15 protein-coding genes and 1 pseudogene are annotated in these 17,265 nt (G+C 71.5%); 2 read left to right on the plus strand and 14 right to left on the minus strand.

What is annotated here, in order from left to right; translation table 11 throughout:
- Positions 1 to 69: 69 nt before the first annotated feature.
- The 6 genes from ACRYCC_RS17980 to ACRYCC_RS18005 all read right to left on the minus strand — a co-directional run bounded on the left by ACRYCC_RS17980 (position 70) and on the right by ACRYCC_RS18005 (position 6,317).
- On the minus strand, positions 70 to 2,823 hold the full coding sequence (locus ACRYCC_RS17980) for a DEAD/DEAH box helicase (RefSeq protein WP_433813468.1): 2,754 nt from the start codon (positions 2,821 to 2,823) through the stop codon (positions 70 to 72).
- Positions 2,824 to 2,872: 49 nt separating this feature from the next.
- On the minus strand, positions 2,873 to 3,751 hold the full coding sequence (gene tatC, locus ACRYCC_RS17985; protein WP_433813469.1) for a twin-arginine translocase subunit TatC: 879 nt from the start codon (positions 3,749 to 3,751) through the stop codon (positions 2,873 to 2,875).
- Positions 3,752 to 3,779: 28 nt separating this feature from the next.
- Positions 3,780 to 4,073, minus strand: coding sequence for a Sec-independent protein translocase subunit TatA (tatA, locus tag ACRYCC_RS17990; protein WP_433813470.1), 294 nt, complete (start codon positions 4,071 to 4,073; stop codon positions 3,780 to 3,782).
- Between the two features lie 102 nt (positions 4,074 to 4,175).
- Positions 4,176 to 4,364 (minus strand): hypothetical protein, encoded by a 189-nt coding sequence (locus ACRYCC_RS17995; RefSeq protein WP_433813472.1) that lies wholly within the window; start codon positions 4,362 to 4,364, stop codon positions 4,176 to 4,178.
- 43 nt (positions 4,365 to 4,407) lie between these two features.
- Positions 4,408 to 5,367: a helix-turn-helix transcriptional regulator gene (locus ACRYCC_RS18000; protein ID WP_433813473.1), complete on the minus strand. Its 960-nt coding sequence runs from the start codon at positions 5,365 to 5,367 to the stop codon at positions 4,408 to 4,410.
- Positions 5,364 to 6,317 (minus strand): helix-turn-helix transcriptional regulator, encoded by a 954-nt coding sequence (locus ACRYCC_RS18005; RefSeq protein WP_433813475.1) that lies wholly within the window; start codon positions 6,315 to 6,317, stop codon positions 5,364 to 5,366. Before ACRYCC_RS18005 ends, ACRYCC_RS18000 begins: the two co-directional genes overlap by 4 nt.
- A gap of 76 nt (positions 6,318 to 6,393) precedes the next feature.
- Between ACRYCC_RS18005 and ACRYCC_RS18010 the strand changes: the two genes are divergently transcribed.
- Positions 6,394 to 7,476 (plus strand): DUF3866 family protein, encoded by a 1,083-nt coding sequence (locus ACRYCC_RS18010; RefSeq protein ID WP_433813477.1) that lies wholly within the window; start codon positions 6,394 to 6,396, stop codon positions 7,474 to 7,476.
- A gap of 89 nt (positions 7,477 to 7,565) precedes the next feature.
- Here ACRYCC_RS18010 and ACRYCC_RS18015 read toward each other — a convergent pair whose 3' ends face one another.
- The 4 genes from ACRYCC_RS18015 to prcB all read right to left on the minus strand — a co-directional run bounded on the left by ACRYCC_RS18015 (position 7,566) and on the right by prcB (position 11,780).
- Positions 7,566 to 8,495, minus strand: a complete 930-nt coding sequence (locus tag ACRYCC_RS18015) for an FKBP-type peptidyl-prolyl cis-trans isomerase (RefSeq protein ID WP_433813478.1) — start codon at positions 8,493 to 8,495, stop codon at positions 7,566 to 7,568.
- Between the two features lie 79 nt (positions 8,496 to 8,574).
- Positions 8,575 to 9,933 carry a Pup--protein ligase gene (pafA, locus tag ACRYCC_RS18020; protein ID WP_433813480.1) on the minus strand — a complete coding sequence of 453 codons (1,359 nt, stop codon included), beginning with the start codon at positions 9,931 to 9,933 and terminating at the stop codon, positions 8,575 to 8,577.
- 281 nt (positions 9,934 to 10,214) lie between these two features.
- Positions 10,215 to 10,964, minus strand: a complete 750-nt coding sequence (prcA, locus tag ACRYCC_RS18025; RefSeq protein ID WP_433813482.1) for a proteasome subunit alpha — start codon at positions 10,962 to 10,964, stop codon at positions 10,215 to 10,217.
- 15 nt (positions 10,965 to 10,979) lie between these two features.
- The gene (prcB, locus tag ACRYCC_RS18030) at positions 10,980 to 11,780 is read right to left on the minus strand and encodes a proteasome subunit beta (RefSeq protein WP_433813917.1); all 801 of its coding nucleotides are present in this window, start codon (positions 11,778 to 11,780) and stop codon (positions 10,980 to 10,982) included.
- A gap of 230 nt (positions 11,781 to 12,010) precedes the next feature.
- On the opposite strand from prcB, the gene ACRYCC_RS18035 reads away from it, so the two are divergent.
- Entirely contained in the window at positions 12,011 to 13,696 is a 1,686-nt protein-coding gene (locus ACRYCC_RS18035) for a hypothetical protein (RefSeq protein ID WP_433813484.1), read from the plus strand.
- 314 nt (positions 13,697 to 14,010) lie between these two features.
- Here ACRYCC_RS18035 and ACRYCC_RS18040 read toward each other — a convergent pair.
- The 4 genes and pseudogenes from ACRYCC_RS18040 to dop form a co-directional block, all read right to left on the minus strand.
- A pseudogene (locus ACRYCC_RS18040) lies at positions 14,011 to 14,127 on the minus strand (endonuclease domain-containing protein); the annotation flags it as partial.
- Positions 14,128 to 14,274: 147 nt separating this feature from the next.
- Positions 14,275 to 14,868 carry an endonuclease VII domain-containing protein gene (locus ACRYCC_RS18045; protein WP_433813486.1) on the minus strand — a complete coding sequence of 198 codons (594 nt, stop codon included), beginning with the start codon at positions 14,866 to 14,868 and terminating at the stop codon, positions 14,275 to 14,277.
- A 94-nt stretch (positions 14,869 to 14,962) separates the two neighbouring features.
- Positions 14,963 to 15,172: a ubiquitin-like protein Pup gene (locus tag ACRYCC_RS18050; RefSeq protein WP_433813487.1), complete on the minus strand. Its 210-nt coding sequence runs from the start codon at positions 15,170 to 15,172 to the stop codon at positions 14,963 to 14,965.
- A 332-nt stretch (positions 15,173 to 15,504) separates the two neighbouring features.
- The gene (gene dop / locus ACRYCC_RS18055) at positions 15,505 to 17,019 is read right to left on the minus strand and encodes a depupylase/deamidase Dop (protein WP_433813489.1); all 1,515 of its coding nucleotides are present in this window, start codon (positions 17,017 to 17,019) and stop codon (positions 15,505 to 15,507) included.
- Between the last annotated feature and the right edge of the window lie 246 nt (positions 17,020 to 17,265).

Raw genomic sequence — 17,265 nt, forward strand, 5'->3', positions numbered from 1 at the left:
GCGGCCGCGGCCGGTCCCCCGCTCGGGCGACCGGCAGGCGCCGGCTCGGGCGAGCGGGGGGGAGCCGGCTCAGGCGACCGAGGAGTAGGCGATGATGCCCCGGCGCATGGCGTCCATCGCCTGCCCGGCGGTGGCGCGGATCCGGCTGCCGCGGGGGGCCGCGTCGGCGACCTGGCCGAGCAGGTCCAGCAGCTGCTTGACGGCCCGGACGAAGTCACCGGCGGTCATGCCGGTCTCGCTGAGGACCGCGTCGAGCTGATGGCCGCGCGCCCACCGGTACGCCGCCCACGCGAAGCCGAGATCGGGCTCCCGCAGGAACGACACCCGGTTGTCCTTCTCCACCTCGTCGAGCTCGCCCCAGATCCGGACCATGGCCGCGAGCGCCTCCTGGACCCGGCCGGACGGCGTCTTTGGCGGGGTGGCGTCGTCGGGCTGGCGGGACTCGAAGACCAGTGCCGACACGCAGGCGGCGAGCTCGGGGGGCGTCAGCTCCTCCCAGATCCCGGCGCGCAGCGACTCGGCGGTCAGCAGGTCGAGCTCGTTGTAGATCCGGCCGAGCAGCCGCCCCTCCTCAGTGACGGTGCCGCCCCGGAGGTAGCCGAGCTGTTCCAGCACGGCGCAGACCCGGTCGAAGGTGCGCGCGATGACCTGGGAGCGGCTCTCCACCCGGCGCCGCAGCCCGATGGTCTCGCGCTCCAGCCGGTGGTAGCGCTCCGCCCACCGGGCGTGGTCCTCGCGCTTGTCACAGCCGTGACAGGGGTGCTGCCGGAGCTCCTTGCGCAGGCGGGCGATCTCGGCGTCCTCGTCCTGGCCGCCGCCGTCCCGGCCGCGCTTGGGGGCGTGGCCGTTCTCGCCGTACTTCTCGCGCAGGGTGGTGGCGAGGTCGCGGCGGTGCTGCGGGGTGCGGGCGCTGAACCACTTGGGGATGCGGATCCGCTCGACCGGCTCGACCGGCGCGGGGAAGTCCAGGATGGTCAGCCGCTTGACCTGGCCGTTGACGCTGAGCACCAGCGGAGCGGGGCCGTCCGACCGCTTGGCCAGGCCGGGGTCGATGACCACGCCGACGCTGGTGCGGCGCCCGGCGGGCACCACGATGACGTCGCCGGGACGCAGCCGCTCCAGGGACCTGGCCGCCTCCGCGCGGCGGGCGAAGGAACGTTCCCTCGACAGCTGCGACTCGCGGTCCGACAGGGCCCGGCGCAGCGCGGAGTACTCCATGAAGTCGCCGAGGTGGCAGGTCGCGGCCTCGGCGTAGCCGTCGAGGGCCTCTTCGTTCTTGTGCACCTGGCGGGCCAGCCCGACCACCGCCCGGTCGGCCTGGAACTGCGCGAACGACTCCTCCAGGAGGGTCCGTGCGCGTTCGACGCCGACCGCGCCGACGAGGTTCACCGCCATGTTGTAGGACGGGCTGAAGCTGGAGTTGAGCGGGTAGGTGCGGGTGGAGGCGAGCCCCGCGACCGAGCCCGGGTCGACGCCCGGCGACCACACCACGACGGCGTGCCCCTCGATGTCGATGCCGCGCCGCCCGGCCCGGCCGATGAGCTGGGTGTACTCGCCCGGGGTCAGGTCGGTGTGCGCCTCGCCGTTCCACTTGTCGAGCTTCTCGATCACCACCGAGCGGGCGGGCATGTTGATGCCGAGGGCGAGCGTCTCGGTGGCGAAGACCGCCTTGATCAGGCCCCGTACGAACAGGTCCTCGACGATCTCCTTGAAGCTCGGCAGCATGCCGGCGTGGTGGGCGGCGAGGCCGCGTTCCAGCCCGGCCAGCCACTCGTCGTAGCCGAGGATCCGCAGGTCCTCCTCGGCGATGTCGGCGGTCCGCTGCTCGACGTAGGCGCGGATCTCCTCGGCCTCCTCCTTGGAGGTCAGCCGGATGCCGGCGTACAGGCACTGGCCGACGGCGGCGTCACAGGCCGCGCGGCTGAAGATGAACGTGATCGCGGGCAGCAGCCCCGCCCGGTCGAGCCGCTCGATCACCTCGGGCCGAGCCGGCGGCCGGAAGCGGACGGGCCGGCTCTGCCGCCGGTGACCGGTGCGCCTGCCCTGGTTGACCTTCACCCGGCGGACCTCGTCCAGCGCGATGCGCCGCAGCTCGGGGTTGACCTTGTTGTGGTCGTCGTCGATGAACAGGTCGTACAGCCGGGTGCCGACCAGCATGTGCTGCCAGAGCGGCACCGGCCGGTGCTCGTCGACGATCACGGTGGTGTCGTTGCCGGTGTCGCCGCCGCGGACCGTCCGCAGCCACTCGCCGAACTCCTCGGCGTTGCTGACCGTGGCCGACAGCGCGACGATGCGCACGCTGTCGGGGACGTGGATGATGACCTCCTCCCAGACCGCGCCGCGAAACCGGTCGGCGAGGTAGTGCACCTCGTCCATGACGACGTAGGCCAGCCCGCTGAGGGTCGGGGAGCCGGCGTAGAGCATGTTGCGCAGCACCTCGGTCGTCATGACGACGATCGGGGCCTCACCGTTGACGCTGTTGTCGCCGGTGAGCAGCCCTACCCGGTCCGTGCCGTAGCGGCGCACCAGGTCGGTGTACTTCTGGTTGGACAGCGCCTTGATGGGCGTCGTGTAGAAGCACTTCTGCCCGCGGGCCAGCGCCAGGTGGACGGCGAACTCCCCCACCACCGTCTTGCCGGAGCCGGTGGGGGCCGCGACGAGGACTCCGTCTCCGGCTTCGAGGGCCCGGCACGCGTCGAGCTGGAACGGATCCAGCTCGAAGTCGTACAGGCCCTGGAAGTCCCGCAACGCGGGCCCGGTGCCATCTGCCCTCCTGCGGTGGGCGGCGTAACGCTCGGCCGGCGTGATCCCAGGGGAGCTCATGAAACGAGCCTACGGTTTGGTACCGACCGATTCCTACTCGGATAGCCGGTCAGCGGGTCTCGATCCCGCTCTTCTCGACCTCCGGAGCGTCCCGGTCGGTGTCGTCCAGGTCCAGCGGGGAGACCTCGTCGTCGTCGAGCCCGGCGTACGGGTCGGGGCGCGCCGCCAGTCTCTTGTCGTGGATCCAGGCGATGATCTCGGCCACCTCGAACAGGACGACGGTGGGCAGCGCCAGGGCCAGCATGGTGAAGGGGTCCTGGCTGGGGGTGGCGATGGCGGCGAACACGAAGATGCCGAAGACCAGCGACCGCCGGGACTTCCTGATCCGCGCGTGGGTCAGCACGCCGGCCATGTTGAGGATGATGACGAACAGCGGCAGCTCGAACGTCAACCCGAAGATCATCAACATGGCGGTGGCGTAGCCGAGGTAGTCCTGGACGCCGACCAGCACGGTCGTGTCGCCCGGCGCCAGCCCGACGAAGATCTGCAGGCCCTTGTCGAGGGTGAAGTACGCCAGCGCGCCGCCGGCGCAGAACAGCGGCACCGCCGCGGCCAGGAAGATGTAGGTCCAGCGCCGCTCCCTGCGGTACAGCCCGGGGGCCACGAACGCCCAGAGCTGGTAGAGCCAGATCGGCGAGGACAGCAGCGTCCCGATGATGAAGGCGATCTTGATGTGCACGAAGAATCCGTCGAAGATCCCGTGCACGACCAGATTGCACTCCCCGCCCAGGCAGTGCTGGGACGGCAGCCGTTTGTACGGCTCCTGCAGGACGTCCCAGACGGGGTTGAAGACCAGCCAGCCGACGGCCATCCCCAGGACCAGGCCGAGCCCGGCCCGCAGGACCCGCCTGCGAAGCTCCCGGATGTGCTCCATCAGCGGCATCCGGCCGTCGGGATCGGCGGACTGTCGCGGGCTCGTGAGCTTCATCGTCGGCGTGTCCGGGGGGTCGTCGGGCTCAGGAGGTCCTGTTGGCCTGGTCGGCCTTCGGCAGCGGCACGCCGTTGATGGCACCGCCGTCACCGGCCGGCAGCCCCTGCGGGTTCGCCTTCGGGGCCTGTGCCTGCGCCTCCAGGGCGGCGGCCTGCTCACGCAGCTTCGCGGCCTCGTCGCGGAGCTTGGCCTCCTGGGCCTGCTTCGGCTGGTCCTCGTCCATCAGGCCCTTGGTCTCGGACTTGAAGATCCGCAACGAGCGGCCGAGGGAACGGGCGGAGTCCGGAAGCTTCTTGGAGCCGAACAGCACCAGAACCACCACGGCAATGATCAGGATTTCCCAAACGCCAAGATCAGGCATATCGGTCCTCTTCAGCTGGGGAACTTCTCAGCTCGATGGTACGCCTCACGAGCATATGCCCTAGTCGCGGATCCGTTGTAGGGCCTGGAGTTCATCTGTGAGCGCCGCCTGTTTCGGCTCGAGCCGCCGCCGGGTCCGCTCCAGTTCACGTCCGAGCCTGGTCACGGCGACGAACACCCGGAACGTGCAGTACGCGAGCGCCAGCAGCCCCATGAAGGCGATGCCCACCGATGCCAGAACCCAGTCCACGTGCCCCACGGTAGCGGACCGGGCCGCTCCCCTCGCCCGCGGTTCACACGGTTTCGTAAAGTGCCAGTGCCCGCTCGGCGTCGGACCGGATCTCCGCCGCCAGGCCGGGCGGATCGGTCACCCGCCCCTGGTCGCCCAGCCGCAGCGCCAGCCCCCGCAGCCAGCGGGTGTCCCGGGTGCGCAACACCACCCGCAGCCGCCCCTCCCCCAGCTCCTCGACGCTCTCGCACGGGTAGTGGTCGGAGACCCAGCGGCCGGCCGGGGACAGCTCCACGGTGACCCGGACGTCCTCCGGCGACGGCCGGAACAGGCCACCGTCGACGTCGACGGGCTCGGCCTCGTCGGGCACCTGCGCGGCCACGTCCAGGATCGCCAGGTCCACGATCCGGTCGAGCCGGAACACCCGGACGGCCTCGGCCCGCCGGCACCACCCCTCCAGGTAGGCCTGCCCGTCCACGAACAGCAGCCGCATCGGGTCGACATCGCGCTCGGTGTTCTCGTCCCGGCCGGGCACGTAGTAGGTCAGGTGCAGCCGGCGCCCCCGGGTGAGCGCCTCCCGTACCCGCGCCAGCGCGTCACCGCGGGCGTCCACCTGCACCGACACCTGGCTGCTGACCGCGGCCACGGCGGTCCCCGCGGCGTTCTCCAGCTTGGCGATCACCCTGCTGAGCGCGTCCCGGTCCTGCAGGTCGGGGATCTCGGCGAGCATCCGCAGTGCCACCAGCAGCGCGCTGGCCTCGTCCACGCCCAGCCGCAGCGGCCGTGCGATCGACTCGGCCTCGGTGACGGTGATCTCACCGCCCTCGTAGGACAGGTCGATCGGGCAGTACGGGTCGGGCGCGCGCAACTCCACGCACCACAGCAGATTGAGGTCGTCGATCAGCTGCTTCTCGCTGATCCGGAAGGCCGCGGCGGCCTCGGCCAGCCCCACGGACTCGCGGCTCACGACGTACGGGACCAGGGCCAGCAGCCGTGACAGCCGGTCCGTCGAGGTGGAACTCATGCCAGAACCTGCTTCAGCTGCTGGATGACGGCCTCCCGGAGGTCGGGCGGCCCGAGCACGACCACGTCGTCGGCGAAGCGCGCGAGGTAGGGGGCGAACCACTCCACGTCGCTGAACGACAGGTCGGCGGCCTCCCAGGTCCCGTCGAGGGGCCGGACCCCGGAGGCCCAGCGCCGCAGCCCGTGCGCGGCGCCCCGGCGGAGCCGTACCGACGCGGTCCGCGGCTCGGCCGGCGGCTCGCCCCAGTCGAAGGCGATCGCCCGCACGTCCACGCCGTCCGGCACGACGACCGTGCCGGCCGGGCCGTCGCCGGCGACGTCCCCGATGATGCGGCTGAGCCGGAAGACCCGCACCGCGTCGCGGTCCCGGTCATGGCCGACGACGTACCAGCGGCCCCGCCGGCTCACCACGCCCCACGGCTCCAGATGACGCCGCGACGCCCCGGTCCGGCCCACCCCCTGGTAGCCGAAGGCCACCGGCCGGTGGTCGCGGACGGCCTTCCACAGCGCGGGAAAGGCCGGGTCGTCGGCGTCCACCCGCGGCTCGATGCCCACGGCGGCGCCCTGGTCGCGGGCGTCGGTGTCGACGCCCGCCGCGCTCAGCTTGAGCAGTGCCCCGGAGGCCGCCTCGGCCAGGCTGGCCTGCTGCCAGACCCGCGCCGCCAGCCCCAGCACCGCGGCCTCGTCGGGCGTCAGGTGCAGCTCGGGCAGCTCGTAGGCCTGCCGGGGGATGCGGTAACCCGGCTCGTCGGCCTCGTCCGCGCCGATCTCCAGGGGGATGCCGAGCTCGCGCAGCTCCTCCTTGTCACGCTCGAACATGCGCTTGAACGCCTCGTCGGAGTCCGGATATCCGGGCACCGCCCGGCGGATCTGCCCGGCCGTGAGGAAACGCCGGGTCGCGAGCAGGCAGACCACCAGGTTCAGCAGTCTCTCGGTCTTGCGGCGCGACACGACGCCACCACCTCTCCTTCGAACGGGATGTGGCGAGCTCCGCCGATCCGTCCCGCCACGACGCTACCGTTATCGGGTGATCCGATGGCGCAAAGGCAGCGTAGAAGGCGTCCGCCGTGAGTGGCCAGGGGCGGTCGAGCTCGACGTGGTGATCGACGGCTCCCCGGCCAGGGCGCTCGCCTACCCGGCGCTCGTCGGCCGCCCCGAGCCCGGCGACACCGTGCTGCTCAACACCACCGCCCTGGCGATGGGCCTGGGCACCGGCGGCTACGCCATGGTCGTGGCGGTGCCGGACCGGCTGCCGCCGGACCCGTCCGGGCCCGGCCACCTGGTGAAGGCCCGCTACACGCCGCTGCAGGCCACCGTACTCGGCGCCGACGAGCAGGACTCGCCGCACCACGCGCTGCTGGCCGACGCCGACACCCTGGACGGCCTGCCCGTCATCGTCGCCGACCTGCACTCGGCGCTGCCGCCCATCCTGGCCGGGCTGCTCGCGGCCCGCCCCGGCACCCGGGTGGTCTACGTCATGCCCGACGGCGGCGCGCTGCCGGCCTGGTTCTCCATGTCCATCGCCCGGCTCACCGAGGCCGGCGTGCTGGGCGCCACGGTCACCACGGGGCAGGCGTTCGGCGGCGACCTGGAGACGGTGACCGTGCACACCGGGCTGCTGGCGGCCCGGCTCGTCCTGGACGCCGAGGTCGTGGTGCTGGCCCAGGGCCCGGGCAATCTCGGCACCGGCACCCGGTGGGGGTTCTCCGGGGTCGCGGCCGGTGAGGCGATCAACGCGGCCGCCGTGCTCTCCGGCCGGCCGGTGGCGTCCCTGCGGGTCAGCGAGGGCGACCTGCGCGACCGGCACGTCGGCGTCTCCCACCACAACCTGACCGCCTACGGCAGGGTCGCGCTGGCCCGCGCCGACGTCGTGCTGCCCGAGCTGCCCGGCCCGTTCGGCGCCCGGGTCCGCGAGCAGGCAGCGGCGCTCGGCGAACGCCACACGCTGGTCCCGATCCCGGTCGACGGCCTCGAGGACACCCTCAGGGACACCGAGAAGCAGTGGGGGGTCCGGCTGTCCACGATGGGACGCGGGCTCGACCAGGACCTGCCGTACTTCCTCACCGCCGCGGCCGCCGGACGGCACACCGCCGCCCTGCTCGGCCCGTAGGCCCGGGAGGCACACGTCCCGGGGCCGTGCAGATCCCGGGCCGTGCAGGTCCCGGGCCGTGCACCCGGCCCGGGGACGCGGGCCCGAGGTCAGTACGCGCCGAGGATGTCGACGACGTAGACGAGGGTGTCGCTGCCCTTGATGCCCGACTGCTTGAGGCCCTTGGCCCCGTACCCCTGCGCGGGCGGCACGACGAGCAGCGCGCGGCTGCCCACCTTCTGCCCGATGAGGCCCTGGTCCCAGCCCTGCAGGACCTGCCTGGCCCCGATCACGGTGGAGAACGGATGCCCGGCGGCGTAGGAGGAGTCGAAGGACCGGCCGTCCCGCCAGAGGTAGCCGGCGTACTGCAGGGCCAGCACCTGCCCGCGCTTCACCGGCGCTCCGGTGCCCTGGATCACGGTCCGCACCTGCAGCCGCGCGGGCGGCGCGATCTTCGGCACCGTCACCGGCGGGGCCTGCCCCGCCCGAGCCGCGCCCACCTGGGGCAGCCGGGCGTCGTTGAGCGGCCGGGTCGTCCCCTTGACCCCCGACTCCTTGGGGAAGGTGGCCACCAGGTCCAGGACGTACACCAGCGAGTCCCGCCCGGTGATCTGCAGCTGCGGGGCGCCCTTGTCGCCGTAGCCGTCCTTCGGCGGGATGACCGTGACGACCCGGCTCCCGACCTTAGCGCCGATCATGGCCTTCTCCAGGCCGGGCACCAGCTGCCAGGAGGGGAACGCCGCCGGGGTGTCCCCGCCGGCGTAGCTGGAGGCGATCAGCTTGTTCGCCGAGTCGTTCCAGGAGTAGCCCGCGTAGTCGGCGATCACTAGGTCGCCCTTGTGCACCTGCGGGCCCTTGCCCTTGATCACGGTGCGGCTGGCGAACTTGCCGTCCGGCTTGGACGAGGGGATGGTGACGGTCGGCCGCCGCCCGAACTCCCCCTCCACCTTCACGCCGGGCCCGTCGCCCCCACCGCACGCCGACGGCAGCAACAACAACGGCGTGCACAGCACGGCGGCCAGACGTGCGTCTCGGCGCATGAAGGATCCCCCCCGGGAGCGGCTGGTGAGCAGCGGAGCGCTCACATTACCGCCTGGGGGCCTCCTGGAGGCTCACGACTCACATACCGGCGATGAGCTTGTCCACCCTCTCGTCGACCGACTTGAACGGGTCCTTGCACAGCACCGTCCGCTGCGCCTGGTCGTTGAGCTTCAGGTGCACCCAGTCGACGGTGAAGTCGCGCCGCTTCTCCTGCGCCTTGCGGATGAACTCGCCGCGCAGCCTGGCCCTGGTGGTCTGCGGCGGCACCGACTTGGCCTCGAAGATGTCGAGGTCGCGCGAGACCCGCTCGACCGCCCCGCGCTTCTCCAGCAGGTAGTAGAGCCCGCGGCCACGATGCACGTCGTGGTAGGCCAGATCCAGCTGGGCCACCCGCGGCGAGCTGAGCGGCAGGTCGTACTTACGCCGGTACCGCTCGATGACCTGGTACTTCGTCACCCAGTCGATCTCGCGGGCGACGGTGTCCAGATCACCGGTCTCCACCGCCCGCAGCGTCCGCTCCCACAGGTCGAGGACCCGCTTGACGGTCACGTCGCCGCCGTGCTTGTCGACGAAGTCCTTGGCCTTGGAGAAGTACTCCCGCTGGATGTCCAGCGAGCTCGCCTCCCGGCCGTTGGCCAGCCGCACCTTGCGCCGGCCCGTCATGTCGTGGCTGACCTCGCGGATGGCCCGGATGGGGTTCTCCAGGGTGAGGTCCCGCATGACCACGCCCGCCTCGATCATGCGCAGCACCAGGTCGGTGGCGCCGACCTTGAGCAGCATCGTGGTCTCGCTCATGTTGGAGTCGCCGACGATGACGTGCAGCCTGCGGAAGCGCTCCGCGTCCGCGTGCGGCTCGTCCCGCGTGTTGATGATGGGCCTGCTGCGGGTCGTGGCGCTGGAGACGCCCTCCCAGATGTGCTCGGCCCGCTGCGACACGCAGTAGACCGCCCCGCGCGGGGTCTGCAGCACCTTGCCCGCCCCGCAGATGATCTGCCGGGTCACGAGGTACGGGATGAGCACGTCCGCCAGCCGGCCGAACTCCCCGTGCCGGCCTACGAGGTAGTTCTCGTGACAGCCGTAGGAGTTGCCGGCCGAGTCGGTGTTGTTCTTGAACAGATAGATGTCACCGGCGATGCCCTCCTCACGGAGGCGCCGCTCGGCGTCGACGAGCAGACCCTCGAGGATCCGCTCCCCCGCCTTGTCGTGCGTCACCAGATCGACGACGCTGTCGCACTCCGGCGTCGCGTACTCCGGATGGCTCCCCACGTCGAGGTAGAGCCGTGCGCCGTTTCGAAGGAACACATTGCTGGAACGACCCCACGAGACCACCCTGCGGAACAGATAGCGGGCCACCTCATCCGGTGACAACCGCCGCTGACCGCGGAAGGTGCATGTCACGCCGTACTCGTTCTCCAACCCGAAGATGCGCCTGTCCACACCGTGAGCCTATGCGGCCGCACCGCGTCATGGCACTGTCTGAGCCGCCCGGGTTCCCTGGGACATGCGGGACCGGCCCCTCACCTGCACGATCTTGCCCGAATGCGCCGGGCCGCCGGCCCCGCGCGAAAGGCGCTCCCGCCGCGTCCCCAGGCGCTCCGGGGCGCCCGCGGGAACGGCGATGGCCCCGTTCCACCGAACAGGGCCATCGCCTTTACGTTGTAGATCACAACCTGCGCCACGACCGGGCGCACGGTCCGCGCACGATCACCGGAGGGAGGTCAGGCGCCACCGTCCTCGGCCGGCGCCTCCACGTCCACGTCCGCCGCCGCGGCACCACCGGCGGCCTCACTCAGCAACGCGTCGATCCGCGCCGGGGGCAGCCGCCGGAACAGCCGGTGCGCCCGGTTGCGGTCCAGCACCGCCGCCTCCAGCGACTTGGCCTCCAGATGCCGGTCCGCGTCCTGCTGCTCCAGCGCGTGCACCGCCGCCTTCAGGGCCGCCGCCAGCGACATGTCCTCGGCGTAGGCCTCCTTCAGCGACGCCGCCACCGCCTCCGCCTTGCCGCCCATCGCCACGAACCCGTGCTCGTCGGCGACCGACCCGTCGAACGTCAGCCGGTACATCTGGTCCGTCGCCGCGTCCTCGCCCACCTGCGCGACCACGAGCTCCACCTCGTACGGCTTGTACTGCTCGGTGAAGATCGTGCCCAGCGTCTGGGCGTACGCGTTCGCCAGCCCCCGCGCCGTCACGTCCTGGCGGTCGTACTGGTAGCCCGTCACATCGGCGTACCGGACCCCCGCCAGCCGCAGGTTCTCGAACTCGTTGTACTTGCCGACCGCGGCGAACGCGATGCGGTCGTAGATCTCGCTGATCTTGTGCAGTGCCCGTGACGGGTTGTCCGCCACGAACAGGATGCCCTGGTCGTACTGCAGCACGACCACACTCCGGCCCCGCGCGATGCCCTTACGCGCGTAGTCCGCCTTGTCCTTCGCCTGCTGCTCGGGAGCCACATAGAACGGCATGGACATCGGTCGATCCCCCTTCTACCGCAGCGGGGCGGCAGGACCGCCCGGAGCGTTGTAACGCCCATCGACGACAGCCTGCGCGAGCCCGCCCACCTGCTCGTCGGCGAGCCGGCGGTAACCGTCGGCCGTCACCGACGACACGACCGGGAAGATCCGCCGGATCAGATCCGGGCCCCCCGTGGCGGAGTCGTCGTCGGCGGCGTCATAGAGCGCGTGCACGCACACCAGCGCCGCGTCCTCCTCCGACAGCCCCTCGCGGTACAGCTTCTTCAGCGAACCCCGCGCGAACACCGACCCGGAGCCGATCGAGTGGTGATCGTGCTCCTCGTACTTCCCGCCCGCCGCGTCATAACTGAAGATCCGGCCGGACCCGCGATCCTCGTCGAAGCCCGCGAACAGCGGCACGACCACCAGGCCCTGCATCGCCATCCCCAGATTCCCGCGGATCATCGTGGCCAGCCGGTTGGCCTTGCCCTCGAGGGAGAGCGTGCGGCCCTCCATCTTCTCGTAGTGCTCCAGCTCCACCTGGAACAGCCGCACCAGCTCCAGCCCCAGCCCCGCGGTGCCCGCGATGGCGATCGCCGAGAACTCGTCGGCGCGGAAGACCTTCTCGATGTCCCGCTGCGCGATCACGTTGCCCGCGGTCGCCCGCCGGTCACCCGCCATCACGACGCCGCCCGGGAACGTGACCGCCACGATGGTCGTGCCGTGCGGGAGCTCGTCCCCCACCGGCGAAGCCGGCGGCGTACGCCGCGCGGGCAGCAGGTCAGGGGAGTACGACGACAGGAAATCCGTGAAAGACGACGACCCGGGGTCCATGAAGATCCCCGGGAGACGCCCGTACTGCGAATCGTGGGACGCCACGCGACTCCTTCCCTCCACTCACGCGGCCGGACCGCCCGGAACCCGCTGGCCGGCCCGACGTGACCTTGAAATCTCCTTAGACCCTACTGTCCCGGCAACGCACATGGGCGGCTGCGTGATCCCCAGCCGTATCCGCCCAGGGCGAACCCGTCAGCCACCACCGGACCACCCGAAACGCACACGCAGTGGTCGGTACGGCCACCCCGCCGCCGCCCGAGCACTACGATGACGGCGTGGTGTGGGGACCTCCAGGCCGCCCGGGACCGCCCCCGGGCGCGACTCCAGGGCCGGGCGGGCCCCCGGGACCGGGCTGGCCGAACCCGCACGCCCAGCCCACCTGGCCGAGCACCCCGCCGCCCCCGCGGCTCACCCCGCCGCCCCCCGACCCGCCGGGCACCGACCGCGACCACTTCACCGACCCCTTCGAGCAGGCCGAACGCGACACCCGCGCCACCGTCGCCGCACCCTGGTGGCCGCACGCCGCCCCCGTCCACCGCCAGCAGGCCCTCGCACCCCGCCTCCTCGGCCTTCCCGACCACACCTGGTGGATGTACGGCGCCTGGGCCCACTGGTACCGCCGGCACCCCGCCGACGGCCGCTGGTTCCCCTGCCCGCCCCCGCAGGCGACCACCACCCGGCGCAGCGCCTTCTCCCCCCACCAGGGCTTCGTGCCGCCCGCCATCCCCGCGGAACTACTGCCCACCGGCCCCGACTTCACCCACGACCTCGGCCTCCCGCTCGCCGTCGCCGGGACCCCCGTGTCCGGGGCCGCCGTCTACCGCCTCCGGCAGATCATCACCGAGGCCGCCCTCGCCCCGCCCGCGGACTACCCGCTCGGCTGGAGCCACTTCCTGCACGGCACCCCCAGCACCGTCGCCGCCACCTGGAGCACCATGCTCTGGTGCGCCGCCGTGCCGCTGTTCGACCCGCACGTCGACGCTCCCCTGCTCGACCTGTGGAAGCCCTACCTCGCCGAGCCCCTCGCCGACAACGGCAGGCTGCGCTGGCTGGTCTCACCGCTGCTGCGCACCACCATCGGGCTCTACGCCGAACGCCTGCACGCCGGCCGGCCCGACGCCGCCGGGCAGATCGCCCGCTGCATGGCCATGACCGCCCAGGCCCTGCGCGACGACCCCCGCTTCCAAGTGCGCGCCACCGCCCTGCTCGCCATGCTGGAGCCCATCCAGCTCAACCCCGCCGTCGACCACCACGTCCTCGGCTACGGCGAGCAGGCCGTCGAACGCGAATGGATCAAACGCTGCCCCGCCCCGCTGCTGTCGGCCGTCTTCGGCGACACCGCGCCCGGCGAGTGCTTCCAGTTCGCCTTCTACGACCTGGCCGTGGCCGTCACCCCGCTGTGCGGCGACCCCGACGGCACCGCCTTCCTCGAACCCCGGCACGCCGCGATCGCCCTGATCGCCGCCGACATGGCCGGTTACCGCCCCGACCTCGCCGGGCTCGTCGGCACCTGGCTCGATCCGGAACTGCGCGCCCTGCTGCTGTCGGTCCTGGAACAGCCGGACCATCCGCTGCGGGCGCTCTGGCCGGTGCGGGGGACGATGCCGGAGTCCCTGCGGCCCGCCAACGCCTCCGTCGCCCTCGACGTGCTCAGCGCCACCGCCGCGCTGGACTTCGCCTGGTGCCGGCTGGCGAAGAGCATCCCCGTCCCCCCGGACGGCTTCCGCGTCCCCGCGGCCTTCGCCGCAGTCCTGGACGAACCGCCCGCATCCGTACCGGGCCCCCGCGCCGCGGACGGCTCCGCCGGCCCGCCCGGAGAGCCGCCCGGAGAGCCGCCCGGAGACGAGGAGGAGGACGCGGCTCCGCCCCGGGAGACCGGCCGCTCCGACACCGGCCCCATCAAGATCTCGTGAGCTCGCCCCGGGCCCGGGGGCTCTGTCAGGCCGGCGCGGGCGCGTGCGGATAGGTCTCCGCGATCTCCAGCCGCTGGTGGCGCAGGAAGACGGCGCTCTCCCGCAGCTCCCCGATGGCCCTGCGGGCCCGGCCGTCCCTCGTGCGGTACGGCCTCCCAGCCGTCCGGCGGGACGGCGGCCGGATCCACGTCGGGGACGGTGAACGACAGCCGGGTCCCGCCGGCCGCCGTCCGCGTGGTCCGCACCAGGGTGCCGCTCACGTAGTCGGCCGCCCGCCGCAACGCAGCGGGATCGTCCTTGAGCTGCCCCATCCCGGTGTTGCACTCCGGGCAGAGCATGCCGCGCACCCGGCCCGTCAGGTGATCATGATCAACGTGCTCGGCCTTCGCGGTCCAGCAGACGGCGCACAGGCCCCGCTGCTCCGAGATCATCGCCTGCTCGTCGGCACCGCTGATGCCGTAGCGGTCGCGCAGCCGGTAGTGGCGCGAGGTTCTGGCCTTCTTCGCCTTCGTGCGCTCGGCCGGGCGGGAAGGATCGTCCAGCGCCGCGGCTCCCCGTTCGCGCTCAATGAGGGGGAACTACCCGACGCCGCTCTCGAGATAGTCCGCGGCCAGGCGCAAGCGCCAGGACTCGTCGTCGAACTGGCCGAGAGCACCGTTGCAGCTGAAGCACAACAGCCCGCGGAACAGGCCGGTCTCATGGTTGTGATCCACATGGACGGCGGGCGCTCTCAGGCAGATTCCGCCTTGCGTTGCGAGTAGCTCTTTCACCTCATCGGCGGTGATGCCGTATCTCCGCTTCAGGTGGTAATTGCGAGCGCTGCCGTGCTTCCGCCGCCTGATCTCGGCCATGATCGAGTTATGACACGGCTTGCAGTAATCCGTCAGGCCGTCATGGGCCGCCCGGTTACGGCCGAACTCCTCGAGAGCCTTGATCTCCGTACAGCCCGGACAGTACTTGGAACCTGCCGGGACGACCCGAGCCTCTCGAACCTGCTTGCCCTGCTCCGCCCGGCGCTTACGGTAGCTGGCCCTGGAGCGCACCCCGAAGCACGCCTTGCAATACCGGGCGTATCCATCGGACAGGCGCTTATTTAGACCGAATTCTGCGACAGGCTTCGTCTCGCCACAATCGGGACACTTCTTGACCGGGGATTTATGACCATCGGACATGGACCATTAGAGTATCCATATCCGAAGGTCATGTGGTCGATGAATGAATCGGCCATGCAAACCTGGCTGTCCAGCCAGATTGATGTCCGATTTATCACTGACCTCCCTTTTGTACGTAAGATCGGACAAATTCCTCGGCGTTCTCTTCGAGGACTTCGTCGATCTCGTCCAGAATCGCGTCGACGTCGTCGCTGAGCTTCTCCTGGCGCTCCTGAACGTCCTCGCCGGTCGCGGTCTGGGTCTCGTCGACCTCGTCGGTCCGCCTGGTCGTCTGCCGCTGTCCGCCGGTGTCCTTGGTGGCCATGTCATCCTCCACGCTCGTGCTGGGTACCCCCGACCCTACCGTCAGTGACACGAATCCAGCGGAAGCCATGATCTCTTCCGCCCGCCGCCGACGGTCTGGGGCCCTGCCGGGGTTATCGCCCGTGTGACAATCCCTGAAACGGGCAAACCGGTCACAGATATTGGGGGACCCCTGCCGACCCCGGCGCGGCGGCCTGTAACGGGCCGGTGACCGCCCGGCCGGCCGGGGGCACCCGGTGGGGCCGGACGAGCCGCCCGCGGCCCGCACGGCGCCCACAGGGCCGGGCGGAGGGCAACCGCCGCCCACCTGCCCGTCCGTCCGGGGAGCCGGGATCAGGTGCCGGTGAGCGCGGCGACGAGCTCGGCGGCCGTGCGGCAGCGGTCGAAGAGGTCGCCCACGTGCTCCTTGGTGCCGCGCAGCGGCTCCAAGGTCGGGACGCGCTGCAGCGACTCCCGGCCGGGGACGTCGAAGATGACCGAGTCCCAGGAGGCCGCGGCGACCGAGTCGGCGTACTGGCGCAGGCACCGGCCCCGGAAGTAGGCGCGGGTGTCCTCCGGCGGGTCCTCGATGGCCTTCTGGACCTCGGCCTCGGAGACGATCCGCTCGACCCGGCCCCGGGACTGAAGCCGGTTGTAGAGGCCCCGGTCGGGCCGTACGTCGGTGTACTGCAGGTCGACCAGCTGCAGCCGCGGGTGGGACCAGTCGAGGGAGTCACGCGTGCGGTAGCCCTCGAGCACCTCGAGCTTGGCGACCCAGTCGAGCTCGCGCGACAGCTGCATGGGATCGTCGCCCAGGCGGTGCAGCACCGACTCCCAGCGGTTCAGCACGTCCTTGGTGTCCTCGTCGACGTCGGCGCCGTAGCGGTCCTCGACGTACTTGCGGGACTGCTCGAGGTACTCCATCTGCAGTTGCACGGCGGTCATCTTGCGGCCGTCCCGCAGGGTGAGCAGGTGCTTGCAGCTGGGGTCGTGGGAGACGGCCCGCAGGCCCGCCACGGGCATCTCCACCGACAGGTCGACGGTGAGGAAGGAATCCTCGATCATGGCGAGGACCAGGGCGGTGGTGCCGAGCTTGAGGTAGGTGGAGACCTCGCTCATGTTGGCGTCACCGATGATCACGTGCAGCCGGCGGTACTTCTCCGGGTCCGCGTGGGGTTCGTCGCGGGTGTTGATGATCGGCCGCTTCAGGGTGGTCTCCAGGCCCACCTCGACCTCGAAGAAGTCGGCGCGCTGGCTGATCTGGAAGCCGTCGCCGCGGCCGTCGACCCCGATGCCGACCCGGCCGGCCCCGCAGACGACCTGGCGGGAGACGAAGAACGGCGTGAGGTGGCGGACGATGTCGGAGAAGGGCGTCTCGCGGCGCATCAGGTAGTTCTCGTGGCAGCCGTACGAGGCGCCCTTGTTGTCGGTGTTGTTCTTGTACAGCTGGATCGGCTGGGTGCCGGGCACCATGGCGGCGCGGCGGGCGGCGTCGGCCATGACCCGCTCCCCCGCCTTGTCCCAGATGACCGCGTCGCGGGGGTTGGTGCACTCGGGCGCGGAGTACTCGGGGTGCGCGTGGTCGACGTAGAGCCGGGCGCCGTTGGTGAGGATGACGTTGGCCAGCCCGAGGTCCTCGTCGGTGAGCTGGCTGGAGTCGGCGACCTCTCTGGCCAGGTCGAAGCCGCGCGCGTCGCGCAGCGGGTTCTCCTCCTCGAAGTCCCACCGGGCCCGCCTGGCCCGTGCCGCGGACGCCGCGAGGTACGCGTTGACGACCTGCGAGGAGGTCACCATCGCGTTGGCCCCCGGCTGACCTGGTACGGAGATTCCGTACTCGGTCTCGATCCCCATCACCCGCCGAACACTCATACGGCCGAGCCTAGTGCGCTTTCGCCGATGTCCCGAGAGGCACGACGTGATCGTGACAGGAATGGCCTCCGGCGGGGCGGTTCCGGCGGGCCGAGGGGGCGGGGCCGGGACGGCCGGGAGGGGCCGCGGGAGGAGGATCGTCGGCGCTGGTCAGCGCGGTGACCGGGGCGGGGCGGCGGGAGCGGCGGGGCGGGCGGCGGACGATCTACGGGAGGGCCGGGGCGGGACCCGGCCGGGCAAAAATTG

Source organism: Actinomadura scrupuli (genome assembly GCF_050971785.1).
Classification (GTDB): Bacteria; Actinomycetota; Actinomycetes; order Streptosporangiales; family Streptosporangiaceae; genus Actinomadura_E; species Actinomadura_E scrupuli.